Origin of the sequence: Butyrivibrio sp. VCD2006 (assembly GCF_000423925.1) — a bacterium.
Lineage (GTDB): Bacteria > Bacillota > Clostridia > Lachnospirales > Lachnospiraceae > Butyrivibrio.
This window is the reverse complement of record NZ_AUIX01000058.1, coordinates 1-16,139: the sequence shown is the minus strand read 5'-3', so window position 1 is coordinate 16,139 and position 16,139 is coordinate 1. Positions and strand designations below refer to the sequence as shown.

At 43.5% G+C, this 16,139-nt stretch carries 13 protein-coding genes and 1 pseudogene; 5 read left to right on the top strand and 9 right to left on the bottom strand.

What is annotated here, in order from left to right:
• Positions 1 to 236 precede the first annotated feature (236 nt).
• The 5 genes from G586_RS0116560 (at position 237) to ptsP (ending at position 6,103) form a co-directional block, all read left to right on the top strand.
• The gene (locus G586_RS0116560) at positions 237 to 983 is read left to right on the top strand and encodes a DeoR/GlpR family DNA-binding transcription regulator (RefSeq protein ID WP_026528604.1); all 747 of its coding nucleotides are present in this window, start codon (positions 237 to 239) and stop codon (positions 981 to 983) included.
• A gap of 30 nt (positions 984 to 1,013) precedes the next feature.
• Positions 1,014 to 1,922, top strand: a complete 909-nt coding sequence (gene pfkB, locus G586_RS0116555) for a 1-phosphofructokinase (protein ID WP_026528603.1) — start codon at positions 1,014 to 1,016, stop codon at positions 1,920 to 1,922.
• Between the two features lie 75 nt (positions 1,923 to 1,997).
• Positions 1,998 to 3,917 carry a PTS fructose transporter subunit IIABC gene (locus G586_RS0116550; protein ID WP_026528602.1) on the top strand — a complete coding sequence of 640 codons (1,920 nt, stop codon included), beginning with the start codon at positions 1,998 to 2,000 and terminating at the stop codon, positions 3,915 to 3,917.
• A gap of 105 nt (positions 3,918 to 4,022) precedes the next feature.
• Complete coding sequence (locus G586_RS0116545) at positions 4,023 to 4,286, top strand: HPr family phosphocarrier protein (RefSeq protein WP_026528601.1); 264 nt, start codon at positions 4,023 to 4,025, stop codon at positions 4,284 to 4,286.
• 110 nt (positions 4,287 to 4,396) lie between these two features.
• Positions 4,397 to 6,103, top strand: coding sequence for a phosphoenolpyruvate--protein phosphotransferase (gene ptsP / locus G586_RS0116540; protein ID WP_026528600.1), 1,707 nt, complete (start codon positions 4,397 to 4,399; stop codon positions 6,101 to 6,103).
• Between the two features lie 69 nt (positions 6,104 to 6,172).
• On the opposite strand, the gene G586_RS0116535 is transcribed toward ptsP, so the two are convergent.
• From G586_RS0116535 to G586_RS26820, 9 genes and pseudogenes are all read right to left on the bottom strand, one after another.
• Positions 6,173 to 7,393, bottom strand: coding sequence for a DHHW family protein (locus tag G586_RS0116535; RefSeq protein ID WP_026528599.1), 1,221 nt, complete (start codon positions 7,391 to 7,393; stop codon positions 6,173 to 6,175).
• Between the two features lie 152 nt (positions 7,394 to 7,545).
• On the bottom strand, positions 7,546 to 8,805 hold the full coding sequence (locus G586_RS0116530; RefSeq protein ID WP_330363290.1) for an MBOAT family O-acyltransferase: 1,260 nt from the start codon (positions 8,803 to 8,805) through the stop codon (positions 7,546 to 7,548).
• 162 nt (positions 8,806 to 8,967) lie between these two features.
• Positions 8,968 to 9,489, bottom strand: a complete 522-nt coding sequence (locus G586_RS0116525; protein WP_026528597.1) for a DUF4358 domain-containing protein — start codon at positions 9,487 to 9,489, stop codon at positions 8,968 to 8,970.
• A gap of 24 nt (positions 9,490 to 9,513) precedes the next feature.
• Positions 9,514 to 10,695: a GDSL-type esterase/lipase family protein gene (locus G586_RS25195; RefSeq protein WP_051204868.1), complete on the bottom strand. Its 1,182-nt coding sequence runs from the start codon at positions 10,693 to 10,695 to the stop codon at positions 9,514 to 9,516.
• Between the two features lie 191 nt (positions 10,696 to 10,886).
• Positions 10,887 to 11,048: a hypothetical protein gene (locus tag G586_RS26345; RefSeq protein WP_155834237.1), complete on the bottom strand. Its 162-nt coding sequence runs from the start codon at positions 11,046 to 11,048 to the stop codon at positions 10,887 to 10,889.
• Between the two features lie 212 nt (positions 11,049 to 11,260).
• Entirely contained in the window at positions 11,261 to 12,808 is a 1,548-nt protein-coding gene (locus G586_RS0116510) for a Na+/H+ antiporter NhaC family protein (protein WP_026528596.1), read from the bottom strand.
• Positions 12,809 to 12,945: 137 nt separating this feature from the next.
• Positions 12,946 to 14,280: an NADP-specific glutamate dehydrogenase gene (gdhA, locus tag G586_RS0116505; RefSeq protein WP_026528595.1), complete on the bottom strand. Its 1,335-nt coding sequence runs from the start codon at positions 14,278 to 14,280 to the stop codon at positions 12,946 to 12,948.
• Positions 14,281 to 14,540: 260 nt separating this feature from the next.
• Complete coding sequence (locus G586_RS23555; protein ID WP_081674431.1) at positions 14,541 to 15,686, bottom strand: Gfo/Idh/MocA family protein; 1,146 nt, start codon at positions 15,684 to 15,686, stop codon at positions 14,541 to 14,543.
• Between the two features lie 212 nt (positions 15,687 to 15,898).
• Positions 15,899 to 16,139 (bottom strand): annotated as a pseudogene (locus G586_RS26820) (group II intron reverse transcriptase/maturase); the annotation flags it as partial.

Sequence of the window (16,139 nt, the reverse complement as noted above, 5' to 3'; positions counted from 1 at the left end):
GCTTTTATCTCCATGTTTAAATCTCCGAACTTTTTTATATATAAATCAACAATTTTAATAATACCATCTGTACCGTGATTTTTTACAATTTTCTTTGATTATTTTTGTTTATTTATAGCGTTTTAATTTGATCGTTCATGATTGACTTTGATTTTTTATGATGTTATTCTTTTCTCAGATGATGAAATAATTCGTCAAGTCATGCCTGAAAATCAGACAGAATGGAGAGTGATCAAATGTTAACCGAAGAGAGAAGATCCGCTATTGTTTCATATATAGAAGAGCACAAGGCAGTAACTGTTCAGGAACTTGTGGATGCCCTTGATTCATCTGCGGCAACTATAAGACGCGATCTTAATGCACTTCATGCAGAGCGCCGTATTCTCAAGGTTTTCGGCGGTGCCACAGCATTAAAGGCCAGGGATGTAAACACAATAGAACCGACAGTTGCTGAAAAGGCACAGCGCAACACACAGGAGAAGGACCGAATCTCTGAGTATGCCGCTTCACTTATTCAGGACAATGATTTTGTTTACATCGATTCCGGTACTACTACCCTCCATCTTATCGATCACATCACCAATAAAAAGGCAAAATACATTACTAATGGTGTAGTACACGCCAAGAGACTTCTCGAGAGAGGCCTCTCAACCATGATAATCGGCGGAAGAATCAAGCCGGTAACAGAGGCCGTTATCGGACCTGACTGTGTCGAGGCTCTTAAAAAGTTCCATTTTACAAAAGCCTTCATGGGAACCAACGGCATATCCGTTCAGGCAGGCTTCACAACTCCCGATGTTGACGAAGCACTGGTTAAGGCCGAGGCAATCAAGCACACTTACTTATCTTATATTCTTGCCGACCATACTAAATTCGGAATAGTAAGCTCCGTTACTTTTTCAGACTTAAAAAACTGCTGCATCATAACAGATGAGGAGCCTGATAAAAAGTACACAGATCAGACGATAATCAAGGCAGTCTGATTTAAGGCCAATTTAAAAAAGGAGGTCGAAATGATCTACACTGTAACCTTTAACCCCGCAATCGACTATATAGTCAGAATGGATAAGCCCCTGGATCCGGGAATGACAAACAGATCCGTTTCCGAGGACTGCTTCTTTGGCGGCAAAGGCATCAACGTCTCCACTATTCTTAAAAACCTTGGCATTGAAAATACCGCTCTGGGCTTTGCCGCAGGTTTCACAGGAGAAGCCATCGTTGCCGATGTTAAGAGAAAAGGAATTCATGCTGACTTCATCATGCTGGATGAAGGAATCTCAAGAATTAACGTAAAAATCAAAGCAGAACAGGAAACAGAGATTAATGCTCAGGGACCTGCAATCAGCAAGGAGGCTTATGATGAGCTCCTTAAAAAGCTGGATGGTCTTAAGGAAGGTGACACTCTTATCCTTGCAGGAAGCATACCCAGTACTCTACCCAGCAATGTTTATGAAATTATCTTAGACAGATTGAACGGAAAGGGCGTCACCTTTGTTGTTGACGCAACCAAGGATCTTCTAATGAATGTCCTTAAGTATCATCCTTTCCTTATAAAGCCCAACAATCACGAGCTTGGTGAGATGTTTGGTACTGTTTTAAAGACCGATGATGAAATTGAGGAGCACGCCAAGAAGCTCCAGGAAATGGGCGCAAGAAATGTTCTTATATCCATGGCAGGCGACGGCGCAATGCTCATAACAGAAGACGGACAGAGATTCCGCGTAGGCGTGCCAAAGGGCACAGTTAAAAACTCTGTTGGCGCAGGAGACTCAATGGTAGCCGGCTTTGTAGCAGGCTTTATGAAAACCGGTGATTATCAGGTTGCCCTCAACATTGGTACCGCAGCCGGAAGTGCTACTGCTTTTTCAGATGACCTGGCAACAGGCGAACTTATTAACAGTATTTACGAAACGCTCAAGTGAGTTTCGTTGATATAAAGATAAAAAAGATGTATTGGGGTTACCCAAAGGCATGCTTATAGCAGAAAGGGAGAAAAAATGAGAATTACAGATCTTTTAAGCAAAGATGGGGTAAGCTTAAATCAGACTGTTGCAGATCAGAACGCTGCAATCGATCTGATGGTTTCACTCCACGACAAGGTTGGAAACCTTAATAACAAGGCCGATTTCAAGGCAGCCATTATGGCAAGAGAAGAAAAAGGCTCAACAGCAGTAGGCATGGGAATCGCTGTTCCGCATGCTAAAACAGCTTCTGTTAAAAAAGCAGGCCTTGTAGCAATTACAGTGCCGAAGGGAGTAGATTACAAATCTCTTGATAATCTGCCCAGCAAGCTCCTGTTTATGATCGCAGCACCGGACGGAGCTGCCGACACACACCTCGAAGTCCTGTCAAAGCTCATGACAATGCTCATGGATCAGGCCTTCACAACATCACTTATTAACGCTAAAACTCCCGATGAGTTCTTAAAGCTCATCGATGATCAGGAATCAGCAAGGGATGCTAAGAACGCTCCCACAGCAAGTGCTGAGCCCGCAAAGGCTACTGTTAAGCTTCTTGGCGTAACAGCATGTCCTACAGGTATCGCTCACACATATATGGCAGCTGAGGCTCTTGAGCAGTGCGCTAAGAATAACGGAATTACAATGAAGGTTGAGACCGATGGTTCCGGCGGTGCCAAGAATGTTCTTACAGATGCAGAGATTAAAGAAGCTGATGTTATCATCATCGCTGCAGATAAGAATGTAGAGATGGCAAGATTCAATGGCAAGAAGGTCATCAAAGCTTCTACAGCTGATGCTATCCACCACTCAGATGATCTTATCGGACGCGCAATGAAGGGAGATGCTCCTGTATATCAGCACAGCGGAGAGGTTACTTCCTCCTCTGCTTCACTTGATAATGAAAGCGCAGGAAGAAAAGCATACAAGCACCTTATGAACGGTGTATCACACATGCTTCCCTTCGTTATCGGCGGTGGTATCCTTATAGCAATTGCATTCCTTCTTGATGACTACTCAATCGATCCTAGTAACTTCGGTTCAAACACTCCTGTAGCTGCATGGTTCAAGGCAGTCGGAGGAACTGCTTTTGGATTCATGCTTCCTATCCTTGCAGGATTTATTGCACAGAGTATTGCTGACAGACCAGGTCTTGCAGTTGGTTTCGTAGGAGGTGCCCTTGCTGCTTCCGGTGCTACATTTGCATCTGCTCAAGGCGTTCCTTCAGCTTTCCTTGGAGCGCTTGTAGCAGGCTTTGCAGCAGGATATATTGTTAACGCTTTAAAGAAGATCACAGCAGGACTTCCTGCAGCCTTAGAAGGTATCAAGCCCGTACTTATCTACCCTCTCTGCGGTACCCTGATAATCGGAATTATCATGTGCCTGATCAATCCTATAGTTGGTGCGCTCAACAGCTGGATCTATGGCATCCTCGAAGGAATGGGTACAGGTTCAACACTTGTCCTTGGTGCTCTTCTTGGAGGAATGATGGCAACAGATATGGGTGGTCCTCTTAATAAGGCAGCTTACGCATTCGGTCTTGCCAGCCTTGCAAATCAGAATGAGACAGGATACATGATCATGGCAGCAATCATGGTAGGCGGTATGGTTCCTCCCATTGCAATTGCACTTGCAACACTCATTTTCAAGAACAAGTTCACACCTGCTGAGAGAAAGTCAGGTCCTGTTAACTTCATCATGGGTCTTTGCTTCATCACAGAGGGTGCTATCCCGTTTGCAGCAGCTGATCCGATTCGCGTAATTCCTTCACTTATGGTTGGTTCAGCAGTGTCAGGTGCTCTTTCAATGCTCTTTAAGTGCACACTTATGGCTCCTCACGGCGGAATCTTCGTATTCCCTGTTGTAGGTAACGTAATTATGTATCTTGTAGCACTTCTTGTAGGTTCATTTATTAGCTGCTTCCTGCTTGGAATCCTCAAGAAAAATGTAGAGCAGTAACATAAAAAATATTGATAACAGCAAATAAAATGTTTTACCTGCCTTCTCCCTTCCAGGGAGAAGGTGGCACGAAGTGCCGTATGAGGGTAAGGAAAGGACTACACCATGGTATCAAAAAATATAACAGTTAAAAACGAACAGGGAATGCACATGCGTCCCGCATCTCTTCTTTCACAGAAGGCTACTCCCTTCGAGAGCTCAGTAAAGATCATGTTCAACGGCAACAGCTATGACGCAAAGAGCGTTATGTTCCTTATGAGCGCTTGCATCAAGTGCGGTTCAGAGATCGAGCTTGTTTGCGAAGGTCCCGATGAAGAGAAGGCGCTCGCAGAGATTTCAGAGTTCATCGAATCAGGAATGGGAGATTAAAGTAATCACTTGGCGAGGTTTTATCGAGCCTAGTGTACTACTTTGTTCTGGCGAGCACTATGTGCGAGAGCAGAACTTCCTTGTGAAATAATAAAGTGGAGGACTTATAGATGCACAAAGGAATAGCCGCATCAAGAGGTATAGGTATAGGCAGTATCTGCAGAATAATTGAGCATGATCTGTCATTTGAACCCAAAAAGATTGAAGACACAGCAGCTGAAAAAGAGCGCTTCCATAAAGCAATCTCCGATTTTGTTGAAGAGACAAATGCCATGGCTGAGGATGTCAGAAAGCGAATCGGCCCCAAGGAGGCTGAAATTCTCATGGGTCACGCTGTCATGATCTCAGACCCTGCAATGTCAGGCGAAATGGATAAGATGATCGACCAGGGTCAGTGTGCTGAAGCAGCTCTCACCGCTGTATGCGATATGTTCATCGGCATGTTTTCACAGATGGATGATGAGATGATGAAGCAGCGTGCATCTGATATCTCAGACGTCAAGGTGAGCGTTTTAAAAAAGCTCCTTGGTATTGAGGATATCGACATCAGCAAGGTTGCTCCCGGAACAGTTCTTGTGTGCAAGGACCTTACTCCTTCCATGACTTCTCAGATCGTCAAGGAGAACGTAACCGGTATCATAACAGAGGTTGGAGGAAAAACCTCCCACTCTGCTATCCTTGCAAGAGCTCTTGAGATTCCCGCTGTCCTCTCCGTTCCCGGAATCGTGGACGAGGTAAAGGATAAGGATACCGCTGTAATTGATGGTACAGAAGGTGACGTTTTCATCAATCCTGACGGAGACATTCTTTCAAAGTACATGCTTAAGCGCGAGGAGTTCATCAGAAAGCAGTCAGAGCTTAAGACCTTCATCGGCAAGGAAACCGTTAATGCTGACGGAACAAAGTTAGAGCTCTTCTGCAACATCGGAACTCCAAAGGATGCTAAGAAGGCCATGGAATGTGACGGTGAAGGAATAGGTCTTTTCCGCTCAGAATTCCTTTTCATGGACAATACTCACCTTCCCACTGAGGATGAGCAGTTCACTGCCTACAAAGAAGCTGTTGAGACCATGGAAGGACGCTGTGTTATAATCCGTACACTTGATATTGGCGGCGATAAGGACATCCCCTATCTCGGACTTGAGAAGGAGGAGAATCCTTTCCTCGGATACCGTGCTGTAAGATATTGTCTTGAAAACAGTGATATGTACAAGACACAGCTTCGTGCGATCATCCGTGCAAGTGCCTTTGGAAAAGTAAAGATAATGGTTCCTCTCGTTACTACTGTTGACGAGATGAGAAGTGTTAAGAAGCTTGTTTCAGAGATCAAGGATGACCTTTCAAAGGAAGGCATCAAATATGATGAGAACGTCGAAGTTGGTTGTATGATCGAGACCGCTTCTGCTTCTCTCATAGCCGATCTTCTTGCAAAGGAAGCAGACTTCTTCTCAATCGGAACCAATGACCTCACTCAGTACACCATGAGCGTCGACAGAGGTAATCCCAAGGTTGCATACCTTTATTCAACCTTCCAGCCCTCAGTCCTCCGCTCAATAAAGCACATCATCGAGTGCGGTAAGGCTGCAGGAATCCCTGTAGGCATGTGCGGCGAAGCTGCTGCAGATCCTCTCATGATTCCGCTTCTTATGTCCTTTGGTCTTGATGAATACAGCGTTAATCCGGTTCTTGTACTGACCGCCCGCTGCATCATCTCCAAATGGTCTAAGGCTGAAGCAGATGCCCTTGCCGATAAGATAATGGCAATGGCTACTGAGTCAGAGATAGTCGCAGCACTTAAAGAGGCTGCAAAGGAATAATCTAAAAAAGCACTTTTCTATACAACAAAAGGGGCTGTCGCACTAATGCGACAGCCCCTTGAATTCATTTTAGAAAATTCCACCAATACCGGTATCATTATCTATTGTATTCATATTGTAAAGAATCAGAACATCTGTAATATCCGGATGTTCATTGATGAACTTAGAAGGACCGCCCTTATAGTAGCGGGTGTCAAAAATATAAACCGTGTGATAATGCTGTAATAAATATGGCACCATGCTGTTGGCGTAGCTATCCTTAACCAGTGCTATCGCTCCGCTCTCAACCGCATCATTTGTAATGGTGATCAGCGGATGAATATTGTTAAGGAAGTAGGAGTACTGATCCTTCTTCGTCAGATACTCTGGATTGTAAGGTGTATCCGTAACCTCTCCCGAATCCTCGTATTTCACGCTGAGCTTCCAGTCAGGATGACTATAGGATACTATGCTGTCACTACCAAAATAAGGATCATTTAGCTTGGAATAAATAGTTCCTTTAAAGCTATCGGATACCACTTCTCCTGTATATTCAGAAAGCGGAATTGCTGTAAGACCTGCGGCTTCACAGAAAGCCTCATAGCCAACGTACGCACCGTAGGTTGTCCAGTGGTGATCCGTACGATAGAAAAGTCTGTCTATGCCAGCAGTGTCTGTATCAGAACTTGCAGGTGAAAGGCTATCCTTCTTATCGTTATTCTCTGTCCCGATAATTTTCTCGGCCTCTTCCTTTAATTTTGAAGAAGCATCAATCTTCTGGAGCTTATCAGGAACAGAAGCATAAATTTCATCAATTACCTGCTTCTGAAGGTCGCCTTTAGCTGCACCATCAGGAAGAAGCTCAGAGTAAACAGAGTACGCCGTAGGCACCATCATTATCATGCATCTTGCATTTTCCACATTCTCAGAGAGTTTTGAAAACTGCTGAATCTGCTTATCTGTGTGCCTGGGATTATTATAATCTTCAATCAGTGAGCCATCCTTTGCAAGAAATACACCTGCAATCTCTTTTCTGAGACTTATGCGCTCCACCTCAGTCATAAGACTAAGGAAGGTATCTCGAAGAGGAAACTGATCTGCAACAAAGGTCTCAACTCCACTGGTAAAATCTCCGCTTTTTATGTTTTCAAAGGTTAATTTCGGCATCTGTGCAAGCTTGCGGTTTTCATTCTCTGAAAAGTCTTTCTTCTCAGTAAGGAAAATCGCTATCACAAAACACAGGATGAACACGCATACTAAGTAGACGGGTATGCGGTCAAGGATGCCGATTTTGTTGTTATCATTTTTCATTTATTTGCTCCTAATAAGATCCCCTCATCCGGCACTTCGTGCCACCTTGTCTCCGCCCCGCTTCGGTCGGCGCAGAGCAATCATCCCCCGGATGATTTGCGCCCCCATAGGGGGAAGGCTTTAAATTTCTATTCCACACCTAGGGGAAGGTTTTAGAATCTAAAATACAAGAACGGATTATAGGTATCTCGCACAAGGCTTGATACCGCCAGTACGAACAGTCCAACTGAAAGTGCTGCGCCTGCAATTTTAATGGCAGCTCTTCCTGCTCCGCTCATCTCTTCTACCTTCTTCTTAATGAAAGGATATACAGGGAAGGACAGGACTATCGCTGCAACGAGTACCGGAAGGTAATTACCAACATACCAGAAGAACTCATTTCCAAAGAATGCGTTGCCCGGGATGCCGATTAGCTGAACGAAATACGCTCCCATTTCACTTAGCTTATCAAAGGTAAATATTCCGAAGCCAAATACAACTATGATTATCGCGTATAAGTGCTGGATCACCTTGGGCAGTTTTTTAAGACCATTTCCCCAGATGTATTTTTCCAAAGTAAGAAGAGTTCCATGGTACAGCCCCCATAGAACGAAGTTCCAGGACGCCCCATGCCAGAGGCCTGTTAAGAACCACACCACAAAGATGTTGCGAAGGTGCTTAGCCATTCCCACGCGATTACCGCCCAGGGGAATATATACATAATCTCTGAACCATGTTGAAAGTGAAACATGCCAACGGCGCCAGAAATCTGTTATGGATACTGAACTCAAGGGATATACAAAGTTCTCCGGGAAGTTGAATCCTAGCATCTGCCCGAGACCGATAGCCATATCACTGTATGCACTGAAATCAAAATAAAGCTGAAGTGTAAAGCAAAGAAGTCCGAGCCATGCGGTTACGATTGAGATTCCATCGGCCACGCGGATTGTGTCCCACAGCGCACCTATCTGATTGGCGATCAGAACCTTCCTCAGAAGACCTATAATGAATCGCTTCATGCCTAAAACGAATCCGGACTCTGTTATAGCTCTTTTGTGCAATTCCTCCTGAACAGTTGAAAAACGCACGATAGGACCCGCTATAAGCTGCGGAAACATGGATACGTAAGTAAGATAGTCAAAGTAATTATGTTCAGCCTTTATACGGCCTTTATACACGTCTATTGAATAGCTCACAGTCTGGAAGGTATAAAAGCTTATACCCACAGGAAGAGCAACCCCTGGAAGCTTCACATCAAAGGGTGTAAGACTGTTCCATATGCCAACTGAAAAATCTGCGTATTTAAAATATCCAAGAAGTGAAAGATTGATGATAAGCGCGATGGCAAGACTTACTCTCTTTTTTGCAATAGAACCTTCGAACCGCTCCTGAAGTCTGCCGTCAAGATAATCCACAAAGGAAGAAAACAGCATAAGCAGAATGTATATCGGTTCTCCCCATGCATAAAAGAGTAAACTAAAAACGAGCAGGACGAAGTTTTTCGCCCTGCCGGGAATTGCATAATATAAAATTAAAAATGCCGGTAAAAAAAAGAATAAAAACGTTAGACTACTAAAAACCATATTACTGCTTTCTTATTTTCCCAAAAGACCGTTCTCAATAATACCCTCAATGCCATCTGCGTCCGCTGAAATTACAAGGTAAAGGATATTGCCCTTCTTCTTAATACTTGCAGCCTTGATAACATCTGCCTGATCAGGTAAATATGAAAGCATCTCAGGTGACTGAAGCTGATCTAATACTGCACCAAGCTTTTCCTCAACAGCAGGAACATTGCTTTCATCCGCAACATTAAGGATAATAACGCGGTCTGCATGAACTTCATCTGCCTCTGCAAAAACATAATCGGAAAGCATACCCGCATCTATTCCATAATAGTTCATAAGCCAGTCAGCATCTGCCTCATACATATCAGGAAGGGTATATGCTGCCTTGATATTATCATAAATCTCTGAAGCGCTAAGCGCATTTGCCGCTACTTCCTGTCCTGCCTCCGCAGTTGCACCGCCATCACCGCTCCTGCTGCATCCTGTAAGGCAAAGCATAGCTGTAAGCATTGCCACTCCTAAAACCACAAAACTGTTTTTCTTCATCATAATGTCCTCCTCCGGTCTCCTGAATCAACCGTTATTCTCAGGAACTTCCTGAGCTATATTCTCCGCAGGTGTCTCCTGCAATCCAAGACGCTCTGCCGCATAGCGCACAAGCATCTGAGTCCACACATTGTATGCCTTCTTACTCTCATGTAAAAATCCATCACTACAATATTCGGGCGCCAGATTACCTGCGCCATCTGAGAGCACTGTGGCCATATCAATATATCCCCAGCCATTCTGCTCTGCCAGGGCACGAACACCCTGATTAAAGGCTGCGATATTAGTATTATTCAGCTTCCCTTTACCAAGATCTTTCAAAGTATAGGTGGCACTGATAATCGTTATATCCATACCGGGAGAATACTCCCTGATCTTATCGACAAGCTGCGGATATAATGCAACAGATTCATCGATATTATAGCTTACATCATTTATTCCAAAAAACAGAAATGCCTTATTAGCTCCCATCATCTGCATGGATTCCCATATCGGATGCTGAGCTCCCTGATATAGAGGGTGAACACTCTTCTCACTAACAGGCCAAAAAGCATTGTGTAAAGATAAAGATCCTGCCGCTAAAAACTGCAACTGCGTGAGCATCGGATCCGAACTCTTGGCTGAATAATTCCTGAATCCCAAAAGCACTGAATCACCGGCAAAAACAGCACCATTATAGAACTGGCAAATCTGCTGCATCTGCTCATCGGAATAATGCATATTTTCAAGGGTCTGAAGGTCATAGGTTGCAGTGACACCCGGCATACCCGCTGTAGCCTCAGAAACAACATTAGCATCTGCAGCCGGCGTTTCCTCAGATACATTCACCTGAACCTCTGCCTGTACCTGCGCAGGATCACCCTCTGCATTCTGATCAGCCCCGGTCTGGTTAGAATCCCCTTCAGGACTCTGAGTATCAGCCTGTACGGATTCACTACCCTCTGCCAAAGCATCCGTATTCTGAGCTATTGTCTCTGAATTTTCTGACGTTGCATCTGCTTCTGTATTCACAGTCACTTCAGCATCAACCGGATTCTCAGATACTTCAGAATCATTTACAACGCTTTGTTTTTCACTGTCTATTTTCTCAAAAAGATCGGAAGTGGTAATCTTACTATCTTCCTCTACCGCTTCCTTATGTCCGCAGGCACATAAGCTTACAGAAATTCCGGCCATGGCCAAAATAACTGCCAATCTCCCAAATTTCACCTAACAACGTCCTCCTATATAAAAGCCAGCGTATTATTATAAGTCCCTAAACACATACACTATATAATACCAAAAATGAGCCAACTATAACAGTATTTTCTATTTTATTTTGTTTCTCATAAAATAGAAAACCGGTCGGATTATGAAACCCGACCGGTCTAATAATTTGATTCATGAAAAATATTTATCAGTCATGCTCTCTGCATGCTCTGCAACATCTCAATTGCAGTTCTCCCCTCTGTCTGGTTACCTGCAGTGGGGGTATTATATTTTCCTAAAAGTCTTGTTCTCATCTCTTCAGGGTGATTGTACAACTGATCCATGATCCGATCAAATGCTTTCTTCCATTCCATAAACTCATCTCCTTGCTAATCTGAAGGTCCCCACCATCAGATTCTGAAATCCAGCTCACGTCTCTTCTCCCCCCAGATAAAGACATCAATAATTTCAGATGCAAGGATAATATTAAATCATTGACGGACTTCGTTCAAGGAACAAATACTTAAGAAATTCTTAAAATTTCATAACTTTCAAAAATTTTTGAAAGTTTTTTTCAAGATAATCGTTATGCCGTTTGCTTATTATTATCACTTACAAAACGAATAGCCAGTAGTGTAAGAACCATAAGTGCAATTGAAACAGGTATGCAAACGAAGGCATTTCTCACGACTCCGGCAATTACATAAGCAACACATGAAACTATAGCTGCTGTTATAGCATAAGGAAGCTGTGTTGAAACATGCTTGATATGATTACACTGTCCTCCGGCACTTGCCATGATAGTCGTATCGGAAATTGGTGAGCAATGATCTCCGCATACAGCACCTGCCATACATGCGGAAATAGCAATTATCATAAGCTCTTCATAATTAGGATTTCCGGCAAATACATTAACAACTATCGGAATAAGAATACCAAATGTTCCCCATGAAGTACCTGTCGCAAATGCAAGGAATGCTCCGATGATGAAAACAAAAGCAGGAAGCATACTCATAATGTTCTGATTATCCGCAACATTCTCAACAAGTCCTGCTATATAGGTAGCAGCTCCAAGAGAGTCTGTCATTGACTTAAGGGTCCATGCGAAAGTGAGGATCATGATAGCGGGTACCATACTCTTAAAGCCCTCAGGAATCGCATTCATACACTCATTGAAACTCAGAACTCTGGTAGCAACCATGAAAATAATAGTAGTAACAAGCGCTACTACAGAACCATATACAAGACCTACAGATGCATCAGATCCTGCAAAAGCATCAACAAAGCTTGTTCCTTCAAAGAATCCACCTGTATAGATCATTCCAACGATACAGCAGAAAATAAGTGCTACGATAGGAAGAACCAGATGAATTACTCTTCCCTTTCCTGAAACAGGAGGATGAGGCTGATCCTCAGCACCTGTCATACTTGCATGCTCACTGATTTTATTGTCAGAATTCTTCTTAATATTCAGTGCATCAAGCTCTGCCTGCTTCATCGGGCCATAGTCAAACTTTGCAAAGGTAAGAGTAAGCATCATTACTATAGTAAGGATAGCGTAGAAGTTATAAGGTATAGCTCTTACAAAAAGTGTAAGTCCGTTTGTACCGTCTACAAATCCTGTTACAGCAGCAGCCCATGAAGAAATGGGAGCAATGATACATACCGGTGCTGCTGTAGCATCAATAAGATACGAAAGCTTTTCTCTTGAAATCTTATGCTTATCTGTAAGTGGTCTCATAACGGAGCCAACAGTCAGACAGTTAAAATAATCATCGATGAAAATGAGACATCCAAGAATAATTGTAGCGATCTGCGCTCCAACCTTTGTCTTTACATGCTCTGATGCCCATCTTCCGAAAGCTGCAGATCCTCCTGCTCTGTTCATTAGCATTACCATGCTTCCGAGAACAACCAGGAATATCAGAATACCTACATTCCAGCCATCAGAAAGCTGACCGATCATACCATCAACAAAAACATGCTGCATTGTCGCGGTAAAGCTGAAATTAGTGTAGAGAAGGCCGCCTACAAGAATTCCGATGAATAGAGATGAATAGACTTCCTTGGTGATAAGTGCCAGCGCTATGGCTATGATGGCCGGAACAAGAGCCCAAAAACTGTTTACAAACATACACTCCCCTCCTTGACTAGGTTAATTATAACAATACCGCACCAGACAGTACTGATGCGGTATTGGAAAAACTTTTTCTTATTATACTATATCACGCTAACTTGTGTATTGTTTTTTCCCCAATAATTTCGTAATTATTAAACAATACCCTGAGCCTTCATTGCATCTGCAACCTTGAGGAAGCCTGCGATATTAGCACCTGCAACATAGTTGCCTTCCATGCCATACTTCTTAGCAGCGTCATCAATGTTATGATAGATGTCAACCATGATTCTCTTAAGCTTAGCGTCAACCTCTTCGAAGGTCCAGCTAAGTCTCTCAGAGTTCTGGCTCATCTCAAGAGCTGATGTACCAACACCACCTGCGTTTGCAGCCTTACCACCTACGAACATAACCTTGTTAGCCTGTAAGTACTCTGTAGCCTCGATTGTTGTAGGCATGTTAGCACCCTCACAAACTGCGATACAGCCGTTAGCAACGAGCTGCTTTGCATCCTCAAGATCAAGCTCGTTCTGAGTTGCGCAAGGAAGAGCAACATCACACTTGATGCTCCATACGCCTCTGCCCTCGTGATACTCTGCAGACTTTCTAGCAGCAGCATACTCTGTAAGGCGTGCTCTCTTAACTTCCTTGATCTCCTTAAGAAGTGCAACATCGATTCCTTCGGGATCATAGATCCAACCTGTAGAATCAGAACATGTAACAGGCTTAGCACCAAGCTGCTGTGCCTTCTCGATTGCGTAGATAGCAACGTTACCAGCACCTGAAACAACTACTGTCTTGCCCTTGATGTCAGAGCCGTTGCACTTAAGAAGCTCCTCTGTAAGGTAAAGAAGGCCATAACCTGTAGCCTGTGTACGAGCAAGTGATCCGCCGTATGTAAGGCCCTTACCTGTAAGAACTCCCTCGTATGTATCGCGAATTCTCTTGTACTGTCCATACATGAAGCCGATCTCACGTCCGCCAACACCGATATCACCTGCAGGAACGTCTGTATCAGCACCGATGTGTCTGAAGAGCTCTGTCATGAAGCTCTGGCAGAATGCCATGATCTCTCTGTCTGACTTGCCCTTAGGATCGAAGTCAGAACCACCCTTACCACCACCGATTGGAAGGCCTGTAAGTGAGTTCTTGAAGATCTGCTCGAAACCAAGGAACTTGATAATACCAAGATTTACTGAAGGATGGAAACGAAGTCCTCCCTTGTAAGGTCCAATTGCTGAGTTGAACTGTACACGGAAACCGTTGTTAACCTGTACCTGTCCCTTATCATCAACCCACGGAACTCTGAAAAGGATCTGTCTCTCGGGAGTTACAAGTCTCTCAAGGAGAGCATCCTTTCTGTACTCTTCCTCATTAGCATCAATAACAACGCGCAGGGAATCAAGTACTTCCTTAACTGCCTGGTGGAATTCCGGCTGAGCGGGATTCTTCTCAACAACATAATTGTAGACTTCATCAACGTAAGACATTTTCATTTCCTCCTAAATTTTAAAAAAATGTACAAAAAAAGAGCGTAAAGATCTATCGGTCTTTACGCCCCATTGCGCAGACACCACTGTCCGAAAAGTATTATTTCACACAGCCCCCAAAACGTCAAGCACTTTATTACTTTAAATTGACAAAATTTTAAAAAGAACGAGGATCAAAAGGCTGCCACGGGGTGGTTATGGTTATATATCGCCTTACCTACCCTCGTGGCAGCTCTTTTGATCCTCTGTTTGTGTATTGCCTAGTTTGTGTTATTCATCTTCAGGATTTCGATTCCGTTTAACACCTTTTCAGGAGCCTGTTTCTTTTCATCATTTTCAGTGTCAGGACATGTGCTTGTTTCATTATCCACAAGAGGGGCATCATTCTTTACACTACTATCTGCATCACTTTCTATGCCACCGGCAGTCTCCTGCGGGAACTTTACTCCGGTCTGTCTTCTCACAAAGTCCATCATGTTCATAAGCTTAAGAGAAAGGGCATGTGGCATCTCAGGGCATTCCTTCCAACCTTCAGAAATAGCTTTAAAAGCGGCCTGCACTTCATACTCATATCCGGTTATCTGCTTTTCTCTCTTATAATGTGAGAGCTTCTCGCCGGCGTTGTTATATACTCTTATATCTGAAAAGTTGTTAATATCCTGTACTTCTATATGTCCATTGGCACCATAGATCATTCCCTTGCAGGGTCCAAAAGCCGTACTTGAGCAGGTTATGACTGCCATTTGGCCACTTCTGTACTTAAGGCTTATGACATCCTGAACATCAGCGCCTTTATCATTAAGAACAGCCTGACTCTGAATATCTGTTACATCCTCGCCAAGCACCATAGATGCGAAGGTAAGTCCATATATTCCCAAATCAAGAAGAGCTCCGCCTCCAAGAGCAGGATCCTGAATTCGCTGTTTCCACGCAATATTGAAGCTGAGGTCAGCCATGACCATCGACACCTCGCCAATTATGTTACTTGCGAGAATTTCCTTCAGCTTACCGGCAAGGGGCAGGAATCTGGTCCACATAGCCTCCGTTAGAAGCAGATTCTTTTCCTTTGCAAGTTGAAAAACTTCTTTAGCCTGTGCTTCATTAAGCATGAAGGCTTTCTCGCAAAGTACATTCTTGCCATACTCAAGAGCAAGCTTCACGTTAGCGTAGTGCTCAGAATGTGGTGTTGCCACATAGATCATATCCAGCTTAGGATCCAAGCATAATTCCTCATAGGATCCGTAATACTTTTTAATCCGAAACTCCTTCGCGAAGTCTTCTGCCTTTTCTAATGTTCTTGAAGCAACTGCATAGCATGTTACTCCCTTCATTCCCCCTAAAGTTTTAGCCATCATTCTGGCAATGTCACCGGTGCCCAGTATGCCAACTTTTTTCTTGTTAAACATAGCATCTCCCTCCAAGCAGATTATTTAAATCCATATGTAAAATTGTAACGCAATTTCAATAAAAATAAAACAAATGCGCACAATATCCAAAGCTTTACCTCGTGATTTGTAATGCCCCGGTATAATCGAGTAGGAGGAATTTCTCTTAATTGAGAAATTCCGACCTCTCACACCACCGTGCGTACCGTTCGGTACACGGCGGTTCAATCAACTTAACAAGTAACACACCTTTTGGTGTAGTAGTCTACCATAGAGATTAGTCCGAATGAGGCTAATCTCTTATTGCTTATAGCTTGGGATATATCAGATGCATGACAGACTCTTGCATATCCTTTTGAATATGCGGTTCTCCATGCAGCCCATTTAGGAACTCCAAGTTTTATAAGATTCTTTGCTCTATTCTGCGGAGTTTTCCAGTGCTTCCAAATGCACATACGAAGTCTGAATCTGATG

Bases quoted from the DNA above. Each gene is read 5' to 3' on its own strand.
- G586_RS0116560 (WP_026528604.1), top strand. From the start codon at position 237: ATGTTAACCGAAGAGAGAAGATCCGCTATTGTTTCATATATAGAAGAG.
- pfkB (WP_026528603.1), top strand. From the start codon at position 1,014: ATGATCTACACTGTAACCTTTAACCCCGCAATCGACTATATAGTCAGA.
- G586_RS0116550 (WP_026528602.1), top strand. From the start codon at position 1,998: ATGAGAATTACAGATCTTTTAAGCAAAGATGGGGTAAGCTTAAATCAG.
- G586_RS0116545 (WP_026528601.1), top strand. From the start codon at position 4,023: ATGGTATCAAAAAATATAACAGTTAAAAACGAACAGGGAATGCACATG.
- ptsP (WP_026528600.1), top strand. From the start codon at position 4,397: ATGCACAAAGGAATAGCCGCATCAAGAGGTATAGGTATAGGCAGTATC.
- G586_RS0116535 (WP_026528599.1), bottom strand. From the start codon at position 7,393: ATGAAAAATGATAACAACAAAATCGGCATCCTTGACCGCATACCCGTC.
- G586_RS0116530 (WP_330363290.1), bottom strand. From the start codon at position 8,805: ATGCTGTTTTCTTCCTTTGTGGATTATCTTGACGGCAGACTTCAGGAG.
- G586_RS0116525 (WP_026528597.1), bottom strand. From the start codon at position 9,489: ATGATGAAGAAAAACAGTTTTGTGGTTTTAGGAGTGGCAATGCTTACA.
- G586_RS26345 (WP_155834237.1), bottom strand. From the start codon at position 11,048: ATGGAATGGAAGAAAGCATTTGATCGGATCATGGATCAGTTGTACAAT.
- G586_RS0116510 (WP_026528596.1), bottom strand. From the start codon at position 12,808: ATGTTTGTAAACAGTTTTTGGGCTCTTGTTCCGGCCATCATAGCCATA.
- gdhA (WP_026528595.1), bottom strand. From the start codon at position 14,280: ATGTCTTACGTTGATGAAGTCTACAATTATGTTGTTGAGAAGAATCCC.
- G586_RS23555 (WP_081674431.1), bottom strand. From the start codon at position 15,686: ATGTTTAACAAGAAAAAAGTTGGCATACTGGGCACCGGTGACATTGCC.